General features: G+C 30.0%; 19 protein-coding genes. All 19 read right to left on the bottom strand.

The genetic code is table 11. The features are described from left to right. Positions 1 to 775: 775 nt before the first annotated feature. Positions 776 to 1147 (bottom strand): response regulator, encoded by a 372-nt coding sequence (locus N4A35_10095; GenBank protein MCT4581757.1) that lies wholly within the window; start codon positions 1145 to 1147, stop codon positions 776 to 778. Between the two features lie 2 nt (positions 1148 to 1149). Further along, positions 1150 to 2589: a hypothetical protein gene (locus N4A35_10100; protein MCT4581758.1), complete on the bottom strand. Its 1440-nt coding sequence runs from the start codon at positions 2587 to 2589 to the stop codon at positions 1150 to 1152. A gap of 248 nt (positions 2590 to 2837) precedes the next feature. After that, complete coding sequence (locus N4A35_10105; protein ID MCT4581759.1) at positions 2838 to 3581, bottom strand: hypothetical protein; 744 nt, start codon at positions 3579 to 3581, stop codon at positions 2838 to 2840. Continuing rightward, the gene (locus tag N4A35_10110) at positions 3578 to 3772 is read right to left on the bottom strand and encodes a helix-turn-helix transcriptional regulator (protein ID MCT4581760.1); all 195 of its coding nucleotides are present in this window, start codon (positions 3770 to 3772) and stop codon (positions 3578 to 3580) included. The genes N4A35_10105 and N4A35_10110 overlap by 4 nt, the downstream gene beginning before the upstream one ends. A 722-nt stretch (positions 3773 to 4494) precedes the next feature. Next, a complete protein-coding gene (locus N4A35_10115) occupies positions 4495 to 5412 on the bottom strand; it encodes a DUF4240 domain-containing protein (protein ID MCT4581761.1) in 918 nt (305 codons plus the stop codon). A gap of 202 nt (positions 5413 to 5614) precedes the next feature. Then, positions 5615 to 6196, bottom strand: a complete 582-nt coding sequence (locus tag N4A35_10120) for a hypothetical protein (protein MCT4581762.1) — start codon at positions 6194 to 6196, stop codon at positions 5615 to 5617. 121 nt (positions 6197 to 6317) lie between these two features. Continuing rightward, entirely contained in the window at positions 6318 to 6773 is a 456-nt protein-coding gene (locus N4A35_10125; protein ID MCT4581763.1) for a hypothetical protein, read from the bottom strand. A gap of 393 nt (positions 6774 to 7166) precedes the next feature. Next, positions 7167 to 7817 (bottom strand): hypothetical protein, encoded by a 651-nt coding sequence (locus N4A35_10130; GenBank protein MCT4581764.1) that lies wholly within the window; start codon positions 7815 to 7817, stop codon positions 7167 to 7169. A 272-nt stretch (positions 7818 to 8089) separates the two neighbouring features. Continuing rightward, entirely contained in the window at positions 8090 to 8842 is a 753-nt protein-coding gene (locus tag N4A35_10135) for a hypothetical protein (protein MCT4581765.1), read from the bottom strand. Positions 8843 to 9198: 356 nt separating this feature from the next. Next, a complete protein-coding gene (locus N4A35_10140) occupies positions 9199 to 9531 on the bottom strand; it encodes a hypothetical protein (protein ID MCT4581766.1) in 333 nt (110 codons plus the stop codon). A gap of 115 nt (positions 9532 to 9646) precedes the next feature. After that, positions 9647 to 9919 carry a hypothetical protein gene (locus tag N4A35_10145; protein MCT4581767.1) on the bottom strand — a complete coding sequence of 91 codons (273 nt, stop codon included), beginning with the start codon at positions 9917 to 9919 and terminating at the stop codon, positions 9647 to 9649. A 163-nt stretch (positions 9920 to 10082) separates the two neighbouring features. Further along, positions 10083 to 10709: a hypothetical protein gene (locus N4A35_10150; protein MCT4581768.1), complete on the bottom strand. Its 627-nt coding sequence runs from the start codon at positions 10707 to 10709 to the stop codon at positions 10083 to 10085. Next, entirely contained in the window at positions 10706 to 11776 is a 1071-nt protein-coding gene (locus N4A35_10155; GenBank protein MCT4581769.1) for a hypothetical protein, read from the bottom strand. The genes N4A35_10150 and N4A35_10155 overlap by 4 nt, the downstream gene beginning before the upstream one ends. Positions 11777 to 11906: 130 nt before the next feature. Continuing rightward, a complete protein-coding gene (locus N4A35_10160; GenBank protein ID MCT4581770.1) occupies positions 11907 to 12434 on the bottom strand; it encodes a hypothetical protein in 528 nt (175 codons plus the stop codon). A gap of 2 nt (positions 12435 to 12436) precedes the next feature. Beyond that, a complete protein-coding gene (locus N4A35_10165) occupies positions 12437 to 13441 on the bottom strand; it encodes a hypothetical protein (protein MCT4581771.1) in 1005 nt (334 codons plus the stop codon). A gap of 39 nt (positions 13442 to 13480) precedes the next feature. Further along, entirely contained in the window at positions 13481 to 13798 is a 318-nt protein-coding gene (locus tag N4A35_10170; GenBank protein MCT4581772.1) for a hypothetical protein, read from the bottom strand. Next, on the bottom strand, positions 13795 to 14952 hold the full coding sequence (locus N4A35_10175; GenBank protein MCT4581773.1) for a hypothetical protein: 1158 nt from the start codon (positions 14950 to 14952) through the stop codon (positions 13795 to 13797). The genes N4A35_10170 and N4A35_10175 overlap by 4 nt, the downstream gene beginning before the upstream one ends. 524 nt (positions 14953 to 15476) lie before the next feature. Continuing rightward, positions 15477 to 15965: a hypothetical protein gene (locus tag N4A35_10180; GenBank protein MCT4581774.1), complete on the bottom strand. Its 489-nt coding sequence runs from the start codon at positions 15963 to 15965 to the stop codon at positions 15477 to 15479. Beyond that, a partial coding sequence (locus N4A35_10185; GenBank protein MCT4581775.1) for a hypothetical protein occupies positions 15952 to 17111 on the bottom strand: 1160 nt, incomplete at its 5' end. The genes N4A35_10185 and N4A35_10180, both read right to left, overlap by 14 nt.

Below are 17111 nucleotides of genomic sequence, written 5' to 3' on the forward strand. Positions count from 1 at the left end.
AAAGCTTCAACAATTAGTTGAGGCTTTTTTTTATGCTCAAAACTTCATAAAGAGAATGGTTAGAATATCCCGATTATCATCGGGAGGGTCGCGGGTTCGAGTCCCGTCCAGACCGCAGAAAGCTTCATCATATCGATGGAGCTTTTTTTGTTTTACTGAGTTTACTTGAAAAAAAATACAGGGAGGAGAAGTTTATCCCGATTAAGCATAGCGGCATCGGGAAGTCCCGTCCAGACCGCAAAAAGCTTCAACAATTAGTTGAGGCTTTTTTTTATGCTCAAAACTTCATAAAGAGAATGGTTAGAATATCCCGATTATCATCGGGAGGGTCGCGGGTTCGACGACCAGACTGTAGAGAGGTTCACTATTATAGTAGAGCTTTTCTTGTTTTACTGAGTTTACTTTAAAAAAAAAATACAGGGAGGAGAAGTTTATTCCGATTAAGCATAGCGGCATCGGAAAGTCCCGTCCAGACCGCAGAAAGCTTCATCATATCGATGGAGCTTTTTTTGTTTTACTGAGTTTACTTGAAAAAAAAATACAGGGATCCCGATTAAGCATAGCAACATCGGGAAGTCCCGTCCAGACCGCTCGATGTAAAGAAGCTCTAGTTTTACTAGGGCTTTTTTCTTGCTCTAAACTTTCGTAAATATTATTGTATTGTTGGTTTTAACGACTGTCTAGGACTTTTAGAGTAAATACTTGGAATACTCCACTTACTTAGAATACTTAAGTTAAAATAGCCCCTAAAAGAACCCCTGAAGAATTGCGGGGGTTAAATCGAATTTATTAGATTTTGTAAATCATCCATTCCAAACGGTTTTTCTAAAATTTGGTAATCAGAGAGACCTCTTCTCTCTAACTCTTCTTTACCTGTACTGTGACCAGTTATAACATATACATTTGGCTTCTTTTCAATGATATCTTCTTTAATTTTTTTTAGGATGTCATACCCTGTCATCTTGGAACTTGGAACTAAATCTAGGTCTACAAATACAATGTCGTATGCATATAGTTTTGAAAATAATCCTAATTCTTGAGATGATTTCACTACAGTGAAATTAATCTCATTATCCATAATTATTTTTAGCCCTTTGAATGCTCCTTCTATTTCCTTAAATTCGTTTTCGAATATTAATATTTCCATTATTATTGATTTTTTTCTACTATAATTGAGAATGTGATTTGATTTTCTTCTTTATTGATAGTCATTGAAGATGATACAGACATTTGATTTAGATAATCCTTAATCTGTTCCAAACCATAACTTTTTCGTTTAAGTAACCTCATATAATCTTCAGAATTGTAATCTTCACAAATTTTTTCTAATTCTTTTGCTTTTGAAGGGTTATAGGAGTTGATAATTTTTAAACGGTAATTATTACTGTCTTCGCTAATGTTGATTATAACTTGGTTTATAGAGTGTTCGTCTAGATTAGAAACAACTAAAGCAAATGTGGATTCAAAACCTTCTTCATCAAATGAAATAATTTTGTTAGTAGAATTTTCTTTTCTAAGCTCAGAAAAATTATAACTAATTCTATTTGAAACATTGGTTTCCTGAAGTTCTTTGTGAAGCAATGAGAATAATTTACTAATACTGTGTGATTGAACATTGTTGAATCTGAATGGGTTTTTGGATTTGTCTAAAATTTGCAATGTTTTTCGCTTTATGGAGTCTACTCCTATCTTCATTCTGTCAAAATCTTCTTCATTTACAATAACTAACTTCCCTACTTTTTCGGGGCTATAATTCCCGCTTTTTATATTCTCTTTTCCTTGAATATAATTTACAATTGAGCCTAGTTTGTTTTTGATGAAATGAACTGAATTTTCTGCATTAGAAACAAATTCTCTCTTCTTAGAAACTTGCTGTATCTGGGAGCGTTTTTCAAGCCAGATTTCTCTTTCTAATTGAAGTTTTCGGCTTACCTTTTTCATAATTGTGATAAAAAACCCATCATAAAGGAAATCTAACGCTCTTAAACTTTTAGATTCAATATCAAACAAGAATATATAAGGGCTCTTTGTATCGTCCTCCGCAGAAACAAGAACTAACATGTTTTGCTCTAAATTCTTACCGTCTATTTCAAATTTAATATCACTTAGAAAATGATTACCTTTACTGTAGTTAGTGAATATTTTATCTTTTTCGTAACAATCATATTCCCAAAGAAATTCAGAAGTGTTTACAACGACCAATTCACTGCTATTCTCAAACAATCGGAAACACATTATTCTCTTAATCTTAAAGAAATGGCGAAAACCAGATTCATTGATTCTGGCTATAATTTCTTCGTATATTTTGTGAGGTTTATCTTTTACTAATTTTTTTTCAAAAAATTCATCTATAGAATCAGTAATAGAGTCATGAAATTGTCTTAATTTTTGTCTTTGATATTCTGAAATCCCTAAAAGTAGGAATATAAAAAAAGGTAAATAATAGTTCCAGTTTAGGAATTCTCCGTTTAACAGCAAAAAAACTAATGCAGATACAAAATACAGGATAAGAGAACGTTTTTTACCTGTGTGATTAGGTGAGTTTATTATGGGGATGAGAATAAAAGAGAATAAAAACAAATCATTCATATCTTTACCATATAAAAACAAAAAAATTAGTAAATAATCATTTATTAATCTAGTGATAGATAAAATTCCATTTTTGTTGAAACAGATTACATAGAGTATAAAATATATAAGAACTCCTCCCAAGTAAAAGTAGAAGTTAAGTTCATTTTGGTAATTAACATATATAATCCAAGCGTAGATTACTAGGATTAACCTGTAAAAAATGGATGCTATTTGGCGTATTGCCAAGTCAATAAAGTTAAATTCTCTCATTCAATTTTTATTTTAGTAATGATTTCTTTTAACAAATAGTTAATCACGATTGTTATTAGAAATACTCTTCCAAAAATTCCTAAAATTACTCCTCGCCAATCAATAGGTGAAATTTTTATGTCATCATTTAAGCTGAATACATATTCCAATAAATTCAGGACATGATTTATATAGAAATTGTCACTAAAATTTATATATTGAACCTCATAAAGTACATTTCCTTCATTTGAAGCTGGAAGTAATAGAAGCACGTAAACAATTAAAATTAAAATAAGTGAAGACACTATCGTAATTAGATTGTATGATGTACATAAAAGAAGGGATTTGAAAATGCCTTTTATTTTATTAGACGAAAATCCGCTTACAATATTCAACCATTTGAGTTTATTAGAGTAAACATCAACCTCAACTTCAAATCCATTATTTTTAAGTTTTCTAATGAAAAACTTTAATATCGCAATTTGTTCTTTTTTATTCAATAAGTTTAATTTTTCATCAACTTTAATCGATTGAATTTTGTAGTAGTTTAGGTCTTTCTCTTCATGCGCTTCTATATAATAAATTAAATATCTTCTTACATCTGAAAATAAGCTTGATGAATTTGAATCTAATTTTCTCTTAAGTTCGATTATGGTGTTGATATGATTTAATTTAGAAGTAAATGAATTAGAGTTTTTAATGTTCTCGTTCTCTTCATTTATTATTTCCCAAAGTCTAATGTCTTTATTACTTAAACTCATTCTTTTTTTGAATTAATCAATTTTTTTACATCAACATCTAATATATCAGCTATCTCAAACAAAACCTCCAATCGTGGTTGCTGCCTATTTTGGACGTAAGCATTAACCATATTGTAGCTTTTACCTAGCTTCTCTGCTAACCAAATTTGTTTAATACCTTTTTCTTCCAAAACTTCTTTTATCCGATTCATTTGATTCAGAAATTGTTACACCTCTAATTTAGCCAATCTCTTTTATATACATCTTGTTTTTCGAGATATTTTTATTAACATTTTACGTCATTTATCTAACCAAAAAAGTTTGAATTATTCATTGACCTTCAGAAAATGCCATCGATATTAGTGCTGAAAGCATTATAAGATGGGTAAGAACTTTGAAAATGAGCTTCCGAAAATAAGAGTGATAATTCGTGATGATAAAGCGAAAAAAAGAGTTAGAATATCCCGATTAAGCATAGCGGTCCCGTCCAGACCGCAAAAGCTTCAACAATTAGTTGAGGCTTTTTTTATGCCTAAATTTTCATAGAAATCTATAGGTTGTAATTATAAGTCATGAGCTAATTAGCTATTTTATTCGGTTCATATTGATTCTTAAATGAATAATGATGTCGATAATTTTTAAGAACATTGGTTATACTATTACAAAAACAAACTGACTTAGACTTGTTTTATATTATTTGACTATGGATATCAAATTAAGTGAATTAGGTAGAATAATAATGCTTAAAGGAGGCGATTGCTTAGTATCTTATACAACGAATATAGTTGTGTAAACAAAAAATCGATCGTAATTAAAATATTTTTGAGTCGCTGGTCTATCTCCCCTATTTTATTTATCGAATTAATTTCAATACGATTTTTGATTTAATAAAATCAGAAAATTTTACAGTAAAGAATAGCTCTTATTATAACTTTTAACAGTTACCAAACTTCATCCACAATTTAGGAAATTTATCTTCCAAGAGATCTTCATTCCATTCTTCTCCATAAATTTTAAAATTTTCTTGAATTCCATTTGGAATATCATTCCCCGTTTTCTTCTCATAAGCATTAATTGGAATATAGCTTAATCCCTCCCAATCTCCGTTATTTGTTTCTGTTAAATTGGAAAGAGATTCTATATCGTTTTTTGCAGCTTCATATATCGCTTTTCCTTGCCCTATTAACCAACCTCTAAAATCAGAAAAACAATCATCAGAACATCCTCCATTTATAATATAAGCAGCAGCCCAAAAATCCCAATGATAAATTTCTCCTCTAAGTGTTCTAAACCTATTATCAAACTCTAAAATTTCATTTGCTGTGAGTTTCAACAATTCTTTTTCGAGTTCAGCTTGTTGTTGCTCATAATTACTAGAGCTCTTTGATTTTGTAACTTCAATTATTTCCCAAAACTTTTCTATTTCCATTAGTTTTTGAGCGTTCTGAACAGGTTCTTTAGGTTTGATTGTTATATTTTGATAATTAAAAAATTCTTTAAAACTTTTTGAAAACCCAAAATGATAAATAGCCATTGAATAAACAAAAGTCATAACCAGTAAAGGAACTTTATTGATAAATGCTGTATTTACAACTAATAAACTTGTTAACGCTCCTAAAGTAGCCAAGGAAAATAAAATAATGGCAACAATTTTTGCCCATTTCTTTCCTTTGTAAACCATTATTAATAACCCAACTGTTAATAGAAACCTGATTATTTGTTGAATTAGTTTTTTTGATTCAATTTCAGGTTTTACAGCATGATATAAATATATTGTATGCACAGAAAGAAGTAAAATACTAATTGCTATTAATATTGTTCTATTTTTTCCTTGTTGAATTAAAACATTCATTTTTGAATTTCAATTTGGTTATTGTATAAAGACATTCCTTTAAATACAAAAGTAAGAATATACACAACCAAAGGTACGTACTATGCAGTAATTGTTATATAAAGGAAAATTCTAGTTTTAAGTATTAACTCATGGATACACTCCATAGTTCTTTAGGCGCCAATTGGAACATCATCACACTTTATTATTTAAAATAAACTCTCTAACTATTCATACCATTTTTTCTCTTTAGTCTATCTTTCCAAATTTCCACTTCATATGATGTTCTTAGAGCTTCTTGAATATTTAAGGATTCCTGTTCACTAGATTTAAAAGTTAGATATATAGTATTTTCTTCAGCTCCTTTAACCAAACAGAAATTAATAACATTTCGATTAATTATATTTCTACATAAATAATCTGGCAAAAAAAAACTAGAAGCATTTGGAAAAATATCACCTACATTGCATACTATTTTGCCTATTGAAAAGGAATAAAAGTATTTATACGCATTTACTATCCTCTCAACAGCGTTCTCACTATATGTAATTATAGATAATGCTTTAAATCTTGTTTCATCTATCCAATCCACAATCTCATATACCCCTCCATCTTCCTGAAGTTCTTGAGGCACCTTCTCTCTTAGTTCCAATGCCTCATCTTTAAACAAAAGACTTTCTTCTCTCATACATATTAACAAAAGTAAATCACCTTTATTAAAGCATGCATTCAAAAGCTCCTCCGATAATTCGAAGCTATCTTTTGAAACTTTTAAGCTATATTGTTTATTAGAAACTGGTTCCATACTTATTCTTAAAATATATTGGAGTTATTTCTTACCCCACTATAATAGCATCAATTTGCTCTCCTATTTTCACTATACTTTGCAATACTTTAGATTTTTTGTTAAGTTTTTTTGGAATGTACTATGCAAGTCCCCTTTCATAAAGCTCCTTATGATTTCTATTATTTTTTTTTGATGCAATAAAATGAAGAACTTGGTATATTCCATTATAAGGTTTTCCTTTTTCTATCTCCACTATATAGTCATATTCTTTATTATCTATAATTTTAATTTTAGTAAAATTATCAGTATTCATATTTCCTATTTTATATTCTTCTTCTAATGCAATTTTAACCTTTAAAATTGATTCATGAGAGAATTCTACCATATTATGAATATGATCATTATACAAAACTCTTTTATCCGTAATTAACAAAAATGATTTTTCTTTTAAAAATAATACCTCAGCTTTCTCATTTGAATTCAAATCAATCTTCAAATTCTGGGTTTCAGTGTTGGAATTTATTATTTTAGTATAGTCTCCTTCTGCTCCTTTTCTTTTAAAAATAGAAGATAAAACTGATTTGTTTTCTGACATTTTATATTTATTTTAAACTTTTGCCAAAATATATTGTTTGATATCATACCAAGTATTCAATATTTCAAACTCAATGCAAACCACGTTTGGTTCACTTTCTTAAAAGTAACATTTCTATTTTTCACATACAATATTATATACGAAAGATTATATTTTGTTAAGTGATAACCTACTGTATAAAGTGAAATACTAGTTTTAGGTGGAAACTTATAAATACATTTTATATGCTCTTTAGATGCCAATTGGAACACGAACTTAAAAAACTTTTTAAGAACTTCTAAGAAACATTCTCATTCACATAGGCATATGAGTATACTTAAAATTTAGGAACATAAAATCCGTAAACAACTCGAAATCTAAAGCTAAAACTTAACAAAAATACCATTTTTTACTTCACCTGTATTGAGGAGGTAATAAAGAATCTGGAATATCTCCTTTCATTTTTAGAAATCTATTAATTAAAGTTTGGCGTATAGAAAACATAAAAGGGTAAGAGACCATCAATTGATTTATATTTTTCTCCTCAGTATTAGAATTTATAGAATCTAAAGCTTTAAGATAACCTAATTTAATTTCCTCGATTTTAGACTGAACTACATAATCATCTATGTCTACATTCCAATCTAGATATAAAAAATCTCTGTTATTATTATGGAAATTTTTCATAAAGAAGTTATAACTACTATTTAAGTAATTATTTTCTTTCAACACCTCTCTATCAACTAACAAAACATTTTCATTTGAAATAAAAAAATGAGAAAATTTTGGCTTTTCCTCTCCAGGGTAAGAAAGCTGATAATCAACTATCAAACCACCCAAAGAATCTTCTTCAAACACATAGTTGACAAAGTAAACAGAGCTCTTATTTTCAAAAGATGAAATTACCGAATCTAACTGGGATTTCATCAAGTATTTAGGGGATGACAATGAAATTTCAACATATGGAGCTCCTTGACTAATAACAACATCTCCAAGTATCCCCCCCTTTTTATCAGTAGAGCATCCGAACGATAACAATGTCAATATTAAAAACTTTTTATTCATTTTGTAAATCATTTATTTCTTTTCCGTCGATTTTTATACCAAAGTCATGTTTATAAGCATTAGGTATTGATTCATATTTTGTTCCATCAACACTCCATTGATATTTGAAACTTTCTCATACTCATAGATATATGAGTATACTTTAAATTGAATATCGAAGAAAAATAAACAACTTAAAATCAAACTAATAGCTTTATTAAAAATACAAAAACGCCATTTGGAATATTACAAACGAATGCTAGTTAGCAGTAAATACCATATTTCCTCTGTCATTATTTTCTAATTAAAGAATCTATATAAAGCGTATTGACAAATAAAGTATCGTAAATATCGTATGATTTTACCTTGTTCAATAATATTACCGAATCATTAAGGTTTTCAAATGTATATGGAAAAGATGTACTATTTTGGTTTATAGTTAATAAAATTTTCAAATTCCTTTCGCTATTTAAATAATAAAACCTTAGATAATCTCCTTTGCAACTGTAATCTTCTTCTACTAAAGTAAAACCTTTAGGTATTGTACTATTATAAACTTCAAATTTATTTCTTAGTTTAGGGTTATCACAATCTGTCTCATCCCCAGTAATAGGTGCATTAATATAAACAGAATCCATTCTATAACTTTTTGAATATTTATTCAAGTCAATTGTATCAACTCTTAAAATCGAATCTGCTTTAGCTTTATATTTTAGCCCAATGCCTTTTACGCAATTTCTAATTGAATCATAAATTACATCATAACTCATATGTTCATCAAAATTAGCAATAGTTTCTTTAAAATTGATAGAGTCAGTCAAATACACCGTGACCATTCTTGTTAATCCTATACCCTCATATGTATTATATTCTTCGATAAACAGTCCGTCAGTTAATTCATATGTTTTTCTAAGTTTATTGTCAGAAGAACTATTATTTTGTTGGTTATATCTCCAATCTAGATAAGATACAGTAGAAAGTTTATCTTGATTACAAGATATCAACATCACAAAAGATATTAATAGAAATATTATGTTGTTTTTCATAAAGTATGGTTATTATTGAACACTTTCAATTATTTTTGGTACTATATTATCTTTAATCCTGAAAAATTAGGCTCTCCACTAATAGTAGTATCTGCACCACTTGGATTAACAAACCATATAGGATTATTTGCAAAAGTTGCATAGGGTAATTCATGATGTTTTACAATAGGGTCAACATTCCATCTTCTTCCAAATCTACTATCATATTGCCAAAATTCAGCTGTATAACTATTCCCTTTTCCTGCTACTTCATCATCTTTCTCCTGTCCTTGAAATCCATAACGATAATCTTCACTACCTCAATTTCTATTCGGCATTAACATACCAAATGTATCAAAGACACTATTATAAGTTTTTCAATATAGCCTTCCTTCTTCATCATTTTTAGATATTACTTCTTGTATTTTATTAATTAACAATACATCAGAAACAGAATTAACAAATACTTTTACATTATACCAATGGTTAAAAAAAATACTAAAACTATGTCTACTCAGCACTTCTATATCTTCAATGATATAAAATTTTCCCCCAAAGCATATATACGAGCCAATAGCTGATTTCTTTCTAATAGTCAATTTATTCAGAATAAATAAAGTCTCAATATTTGAGATGCTTATCTTATTTTTCAATTCTTTATCCACCAACCAAATCGTTCCACTTAGTTCTTCTTTATCTAAAATCCTCATTTCATTCTCCTGTTTTTATAGTTCTTCCTCCATATAAAAAATCACCCAAAAAACTTATTTACAGTAATTTAACTTTTTAAATTTACTGTTTTATGGTGATGTTACACTACCCATTCTATATTTGATTATCAAGAATTATAGAAAATATTTGATTCCCTAAGTCTTCATCACCATTAAAATCATCCCAGTCACTTGTCGGGGAAAACCATAACTCTAAATCCTTTATAACACTGAAATCACCAACTAATAAAGTTTTTTTTGATTTTTTAATCGCATTAATAAATGCATCCAAATTAATAAAATGATCCGAATATCCATTCCCCTCATCTTCTAGATTTTGGATTGCTTCTTCTAACAAGACAATTAATTCATCTATATTTTTAGTCATAACGCATTAATATTAGTTTCCAGTTGCTTTATCTACATCAGCATTTCCTTTTGTTTATCTGGAAAAACTAAAACCTCCAACTATCTTTTAGGATTATTGGAGGTCATGATGATTATATATTTCTAGGTAACTTTTTCATGTAGTATTTTACAACATCAATTATCTATGGTGCAGTGCCAAGAGCAACTTCTCTAATTATTAGTTGTTTAACTGAAAAAATAAAAGGATTCTCTTTTTTTATTTCTAGTTGTAATTCTTTATTTAATAAATTATATTTTTTATCATATTTACTTAATGAAATAGAATCTAACGCTAGAAAATATCCCTCCTTAATTTCATTGATTTTAGACTTTATAACTTCTATACTTGTACCTACTTCCCAATTTAAAAGTAGAACTCTTTTATTATCAGAGTTATCTTTATAAAATTCATAACTGGCATTAACAGCCCCCTCTTCTAAAACTTTTAGGTTGACTATTAGTTTATTTTTTTTTGTAATAAAAAAGGTTAAAATTTCTGGTCTATAATAACCAACATATTTCGGTCTAAAATCCACAGCATATAACCCCAAAGAGTCTTTATCATAAACACAGTTTACCTTATATAAGGGAGAGGGAGAATTAAACTTAATTACAGCTTGCAAGCTATCCAAAACATCCTTTTTATTATCCATTAATGAAAAAGACACAATAGGAGCATCCCCATGTAATAAAGAATTTTCTTTATGTTCTTCTTTTGTAGTTGAACACCCCGTAACTGACAATAATAAAAAGGCTATAATTACTTTCATTTGTGATTTGTTGAAGGTTTATAATTATTAATTTCTATTCCATTAACTTTTATACTATGATTTAGGGTATTTGCATCATAATATTGTCCATTTCCGCCTTGATAATCGTATTCACCTTTATAAGACTTAATTAAATCTGAGTAATCAAAGAAAACACCACCTTCATTAAAGGATTTATGAATTCCATTAACAAAGTCAGTCCTCCAATCTAAAGGGAAACCTATATTCCTGCTCTCATATTCATCCCATAAAATATTAGAGGCACCTACTAAGTACATTTGCTTAAATCTTTTAGTTGAGTTTTCCCATGCCGAAGTTTTTAACACTGTGGGAAATGCCAACAAATCATATGCTAAAACATGTTCCCCATTATTGACTTGATTATTATCTGATAAATGTACACTTTCTTTTAGTAAAATTGTTTTTAAATTATTTCTATCTTCAAAATCAACTTTCCCTTTAAAATTTACTCCAATAGTAGGTTTTTCATAATGCCCTAAATATCCATTATACCCACCTCCTTTTCCATCACAAAAGCAAACACCAAGACCTTCACTAGCATTTGTCATCCCAACATTTTCGGTAAGTTTTTTAGGCAAACCTAATTCATTAGTCAAAATACTTTTCATAACAGCAAATTTAGCAGAAGAACTACTTAACGCTTCACTTGAATAATAAGCAGCATCAGCTGCATGGATAGCTACATTTCCTTTTCCTGTATTCGCTATTAAAATATTAGCCTTAACATATTCGATATCGTTAACAGCAACAACTCTTATTTTAGAGTTGTCACCAACTTGTCCCAAATAACTACCATCAGCCGCATAATATTCTTCTAACCCCTCTAATTCTCTCCATGCTATTAATTTATTCCCACTAAAACTATAAGGTGTATAATGTGGGTAATCAGCAGTTAATGGGTCTACAGTAAAAAATCTTCCCAACCTAGAGTCATGCATTCTATACTTATAATTTATAGAGTTACCCTTTCCTTTTACCTCGTCATCGCTCTCCTGTCCTTGAAAGCTGTAACGATACTCTTCACTTCCACCACTTCTTCCTGGCATTTGCATTCCAAAGTAATGACATTTCTAGACTAATTGGTAGTTTTTTAGGTGGTGTTTTTGGTATTCCTAAAATTGAGCAATAAAAAAAAACGAAAAACTAATTTTCTAGATTTTCGTTTTAATAATATGCTTATTTATGCCTCCAACTCAATTCACCATAAACCTTATTCCTGTTACCAAAAATTTCTATACCTTTTATCTTACTATTCTTTATTTTATGATAATTTATAGAAATTATTTCCTTGTCTATATCTATAGGGGGCAACTTTATACAGAGGAAATCATGTTCTCCGCTTCCATAAATATAAAAAAGAACCTCGTCTTTGTAAAAAGATAGTTGATAACTATATTCGAAATTAATAACATCAACTAGCTTATTTACCTCTTGCTCTATAAAAGATTCATAGTTTATTTCAACAGGACTGTTAGATTTGGCAAAAACAAGTCCCATTTTTAATCCGCTAGGTTCTACCTCTATCGAATCATATAAATTAAAACCAATATTCTTATCTACATTTTCTTGGTCTATAGTTAAAACATCTGTTGTATCAGAAAACTCAACAATAGAAAACTTATCCGCACCATTATCGTTTTGAGCGTCACAAGAAAACAATAAATTTAATAGCCCTATTATGGTAAAAAACTTAATTAATCTCATATCTAAGGTATTACTTTATAGTTTTTCGAATGAGCACTCTTCTTAAGTAACAAAAATCCTTTTTGATTCTTGCCTAGAACATTCCAAACACCATACGTTCTCTTTTGCCCTTGATTACCTTTGTAACTCTTTTCAAAAGCATCCATATCCGTATTGATAAAACCATACCTTTTTTCTGGAGGGGATTTCTTTGAAACATTAGGTAAGAAAGTTGACTCGTAATTATTAAATAAATCTTTTGCCTTTGCATGGTCATAAATTACAACGATAAAAGTCTCTTCTTCTTGAGTTTGAACCACCCACATAAAATTAGGAACATCTAATAAAGCTCCATCTTCATGTCCTTTAAAGTTTACAACATCACCAGAAGAAAAAGGTATACTAGAACCATCCCATGTCGTAAAATCTTCTTGAGATTCTGGATACAATCTTTCATTTGGAGCAAAAGGATGAGAATGTGCCATAAATAAAATATTTTCCCCTTCTTCTACATCATATCTCGGACTAACTCCTCCTGTACTTCCTGATTCAGAAAATTTAACAAAATAATCATTACCTTTTTTATACCCTGATATAGACTCCTCATGCATATCTCCTTCAAAACTTCTATTCCACATGTCAGATAAGTCTGACTCAAAGTTTTTCATTACATCATTTACATATGAAGCTGTTACATTCTTCATAAACTTATCATAGTAACTATAAGGATTCTCTGACTTATTTTCACCATCCAAAAATCCTCCATATAAGTTAGCATCATCTAAAGGCTCTAAACCTTCTAATTCAATTGTCGAAATTAACTGATTACCACTAAATTGATATGGAGTCCATTGAGGATATTTACTAGCAAGTGGATCAACTGCAAAAAACCTATTCAACCTTACATCAGCCATTCTATACTTAAAATTCACACTATTTCCTTTCCCTTTAATCTCATCATCCGTTTCTTGTCCCTGAAAATTGTATCTGTAATTTTCAGACTGTCCATTTCTCCCCGGTTGCAGCATCCCGCCTTTATTATATAATCTGTTACTTTTTATAAAATATTAGGATTTGCTGAGTAATAATTCACTCCATTTATCATTTGCTTTTTTTAAATCTTTTAAAAAACCATTTATACTTTTGTTTACTAATTTCAAAACAGGGGTCTCCCAATCTTCATTCTCAATTATATATATATAAAAGCCTACTATATCTCCATCATACCAACCGATATCCATTACAAACTTTTCATCAAAAGAAACTAAATGAAACATATCTTCATAAAGATTATCAATCTGATTTTCTATCGGAAGAGCAATATCAATAAAGTCGTCTTTAACAACTTTTCCTATACCTATCTCTGTTTGTTGTTCTAATTTCATTCTTTTATCTTAGTTAATTTATCATACTCTGATTTAGTTATCGGATGTCCATGAAGTTCCATTGTAGATTCTGTTAATTCTACTCTCATATATTTCGTCTCTTTACCAGATTTAGCACCAATCGTTTCCGTTGTCTGATATACTTTCCAAGTTTTACCATTAGTAACAGAAGCTCCATTGTCCCATGCTTCTTTTGTTATAGACTCAACATCTACAGTTGACTTAAATTTTGCAGGACCATTTTTAGTACCTTCTAATACTTTTTTCCATGATATTTTTTTCGATGCTACATGTTTACTACCATATCTAACCACTTTAAGCGATTTTGCTGGTATTTTAGCTAGTTTTAACCATTTGAGAACTGGAATTGATGCAGCTAAATCAATATAATCTCCAGTTCCTAATTCCTCTCCTTTGACAAGCTTTTTAGTTGCTTTAACAGGAACAAAATTATCGAGGTTTTCTTCAAAGACCTGTGCTTGAATTTGATGTTCACTAGGTCTAAAAGTTCCTTGTTTCTTTAAAAACTCTTGGTAAGCAGCTTCAGACTCTCTCTTTTTTTGTTCCGCCGCTAACTGTAAAGCAGTAGGATCTGTGGCCAAAAACTTATCTATTTTAGCATTAAACTTCAGCTCTTCTTGTGAAAGAAAATTATCAAGTTTAGGCCTCATTATTGTTTGGCTGTTCGGTGCATAAACATAACTAAGTTCTAACCCCTCTAATTCCACGGCATTAATTAAAACATTCTCACTAAACGCATAAGGAGAGTTATGAGGATAACCAGCCTCTAATGGATCAGTAGCAAAAAACCTGTTTAACCTCACATCAGCCATTCTATACTTATAATTCACACTATTTCCTTTCCCTTTAATCTCATCATCCGTTTCTTGTCCCTGAAAATTGTATCTATAATTCTCTCCTCCGTGTCTGTTTGGTTGCAACATCCCGCCTGCGTAATAATCCGAATACGACTTAACATCAGCGATATACTGTGCTCCATGTTGGTAAGCTACATCTACTATTTTTGGATTATAAATCCGTGCTCCTGATTGGTAGAATGTAAAGTCTGCCATCATATTGGCTGGGTTGGTTTCTTCTACTTCTCTTAACAGTTCGTTGTTTCGATAGTAACGGATTTTATTACCAACTCGCATGACTCGACAAAGGTCTAAACAATGTCTATCCCTAATTCAATATTTCAAACTCAATGCAAACCACGTTTGGCTTGTATTTTTAAAAGTAACATTTCTATTTTTCACATACAACATTATATACGAAAGATTACCTTTTGTTAAATGATAACCTACTGTATAAAGGAAAATACAAAAGCGCCATTTGGAACATTACCTGACATTCTAAGTCACATTTTTTTACAATTCATCCTTAAATAATTTCAATAATTCCATACAAAGTCATATCCCTTGAAAAGTTTTATAAGACAGGTCGTTCCAAATGATAACCCCATACATTTAGTTACACAAGGTTAAAAAAACTTATTTACAGTAATTTAACTTTTTAAATTTGCTGTTTTATTTTGATGTTACACTACCCTTTTTAGCATTATGACCTTCTATTAAGTGATTTTGACGATGTGCCTACGAAACAGAAACTTGCTTTTGATATATAATTTTCCATTTCTTCTCTTCTCTTTTCAAGATCAACAATAACCCTTCTCCATTTAAAGGACCATAAAACGTTCGAAAATAAAAAAGGAATACTTCAAAGAATCATCATAAACAGGTTTGGAAAAACGAATGTACGCTACAGAATCCTCACTAAGATTTCTAGCAGAATCAATTGGCAAAACAGAAATCTCAATTAGCTTTCTCAATTTAATAGGATAACTTTTCTTATTTATTATTAAGTGCTCATAACTCAATTCGTCTGATATTTCTTTAGCTATTTTTGAAAAATCATCTCCTCTTACTATACTATGGTTATAGTAAGTAGAGTCAATTGAAGTCAAGACTTTAATTGCGCTATTTTTATTTTTAAAAAATGTCTCAATAGCAACACCAAAGACTTCATAATCTAATTTTGTTAATTTATAATCAACTTTTTCCATCGAAATTTCAATATTACCTAACCGGTAATATTTTACAGAAGAACAAGAGATAGCTAAAAATAATAAAGACAAATAAAATAGAAAGTATTTATTTTTTTTCATTTGAATTTTGTTTTTTTTGAGCTTCCCTAATTTGTTCAGTCATCTTATAATCCTTAGTCCCCTTAATTGGTATAGCTGGAGTGTTTTTACCATAGTTCCCTGTATTTTGACCATGCTCTGTAAATACTGAAACATTTTTGTCCCTTGAGTGATTTATAACATGAAAATCTAACTCATGCCCTACTGTTCTTGCTGCTTGAACTGCATGCTCATCATTGCTCTCACTAGACTTTAATAAATCCAAATTCACTGCTATAACAATAACTCCCCTTCCTTTTATCAATGAAACCTTAGCATTTTCATATATTTCAGGATCAGGACCCAATAGTACCTTATTCCATGCTTCTTGCTCTTCATCACCCATAATCCCCATTTCAATAGCTTTAGCAGCAGAAATTTCTTCTCCTGTATGAACATTTTGCAGAGTATTTTTAAAGACGTCTTTTATATATCCGTTTTTCCCTTTAGGCAAATCTGTAGCAATATACACGATATCATATCCATTATTGCCAACATCTTTTTCAGTAGCGATAGTAGACTCAAATTTAGCTATAGCTTCTTTACCTATATCAGTACTTGAATACAACTTAAAAGCTGCTTCTCCATTGTTATCTTTAAATGATTTATCAAAATATATTCCCTCTAACCCCTCTAATTCAATATGAGCAATCACTTTATTACCACTAAATGAATAAGGTGTATAATGTGGATATTTTGAAGCTAAAGGGTCAACAGCAAAAAACCTGTTTAACCTCACATCAGCCATTCTATACTTATAATTCACACTATTTCCCTTCCCTTTAATCTCATCATCCGTTTCTTGTCCCTGAAAATTGTATCTATAATTCTCCCCTCCGTGTCTGTTAGGCATGAGCATCCCGCCTGCGTAATAATCCGAATACGACTTAACATCTGCAATATACTGAGCTCTATGTTGGTAAGCTACATCTACTATTTTTGGATTATAAATCCGTGCTCCTGATTGGTAGAAAGTAAAGTCTGCCATCATATTGGCTGGGTTGGTTTCTTCTACTTCTCTTAACAGTTCACTGTTTCGGTAATAACGGATCTTATTGCCAACTCGCATGACTCGACAAAGGTCTCCCTCTGAAACAGTAGTGGTCATTTTGAGGCTTCCGCTTTCAT

The organism is Flavobacteriales bacterium (genome assembly GCA_025210295.1).
In the GTDB taxonomy this organism is placed as follows: domain Bacteria; phylum Bacteroidota; class Bacteroidia; order Flavobacteriales_D; family Parvicellaceae; genus S010-51.

What these genes read in the sequence shown, in the direction of transcription:
- N4A35_10095 (MCT4581757.1), bottom strand. Translation starts at nt 1,147, where the DNA reads ATGGAAATATTAATATTCGAAAACGAATTTAAGGAAATAGAAGGAGCA.
- N4A35_10100 (MCT4581758.1), bottom strand. Translation starts at nt 2,589, where the DNA reads ATGAATGATTTGTTTTTATTCTCTTTTATTCTCATCCCCATAATAAAC.
- N4A35_10105 (MCT4581759.1), bottom strand. Translation starts at nt 3,581, where the DNA reads ATGAGTTTAAGTAATAAAGACATTAGACTTTGGGAAATAATAAATGAA.
- N4A35_10110 (MCT4581760.1), bottom strand. Translation starts at nt 3,772, where the DNA reads ATGAATCGGATAAAAGAAGTTTTGGAAGAAAAAGGTATTAAACAAATT.
- N4A35_10115 (MCT4581761.1), bottom strand. Translation starts at nt 5,412, where the DNA reads ATGAATGTTTTAATTCAACAAGGAAAAAATAGAACAATATTAATAGCA.
- N4A35_10120 (MCT4581762.1), bottom strand. Translation starts at nt 6,196, where the DNA reads ATGGAACCAGTTTCTAATAAACAATATAGCTTAAAAGTTTCAAAAGAT.
- N4A35_10125 (MCT4581763.1), bottom strand. Translation starts at nt 6,773, where the DNA reads ATGTCAGAAAACAAATCAGTTTTATCTTCTATTTTTAAAAGAAAAGGA.
- N4A35_10130 (MCT4581764.1), bottom strand. Translation starts at nt 7,817, where the DNA reads ATGAATAAAAAGTTTTTAATATTGACATTGTTATCGTTCGGATGCTCT.
- N4A35_10135 (MCT4581765.1), bottom strand. Translation starts at nt 8,842, where the DNA reads ATGAAAAACAACATAATATTTCTATTAATATCTTTTGTGATGTTGATA.
- N4A35_10140 (MCT4581766.1), bottom strand. Translation starts at nt 9,531, where the DNA reads ATGAGGATTTTAGATAAAGAAGAACTAAGTGGAACGATTTGGTTGGTG.
- N4A35_10145 (MCT4581767.1), bottom strand. Translation starts at nt 9,919, where the DNA reads ATGACTAAAAATATAGATGAATTAATTGTCTTGTTAGAAGAAGCAATC.
- N4A35_10150 (MCT4581768.1), bottom strand. Translation starts at nt 10,709, where the DNA reads ATGAAAGTAATTATAGCCTTTTTATTATTGTCAGTTACGGGGTGTTCA.
- N4A35_10155 (MCT4581769.1), bottom strand. Translation starts at nt 11,776, where the DNA reads ATGCCAGGAAGAAGTGGTGGAAGTGAAGAGTATCGTTACAGCTTTCAA.
- N4A35_10160 (MCT4581770.1), bottom strand. Translation starts at nt 12,434, where the DNA reads ATGAGATTAATTAAGTTTTTTACCATAATAGGGCTATTAAATTTATTG.
- N4A35_10165 (MCT4581771.1), bottom strand. Translation starts at nt 13,441, where the DNA reads ATGCTGCAACCGGGGAGAAATGGACAGTCTGAAAATTACAGATACAAT.
- N4A35_10170 (MCT4581772.1), bottom strand. Translation starts at nt 13,798, where the DNA reads ATGAAATTAGAACAACAAACAGAGATAGGTATAGGAAAAGTTGTTAAA.
- N4A35_10175 (MCT4581773.1), bottom strand. Translation starts at nt 14,952, where the DNA reads ATGCGAGTTGGTAATAAAATCCGTTACTATCGAAACAACGAACTGTTA.
- N4A35_10180 (MCT4581774.1), bottom strand. Translation starts at nt 15,965, where the DNA reads ATGAAAAAAAATAAATACTTTCTATTTTATTTGTCTTTATTATTTTTA.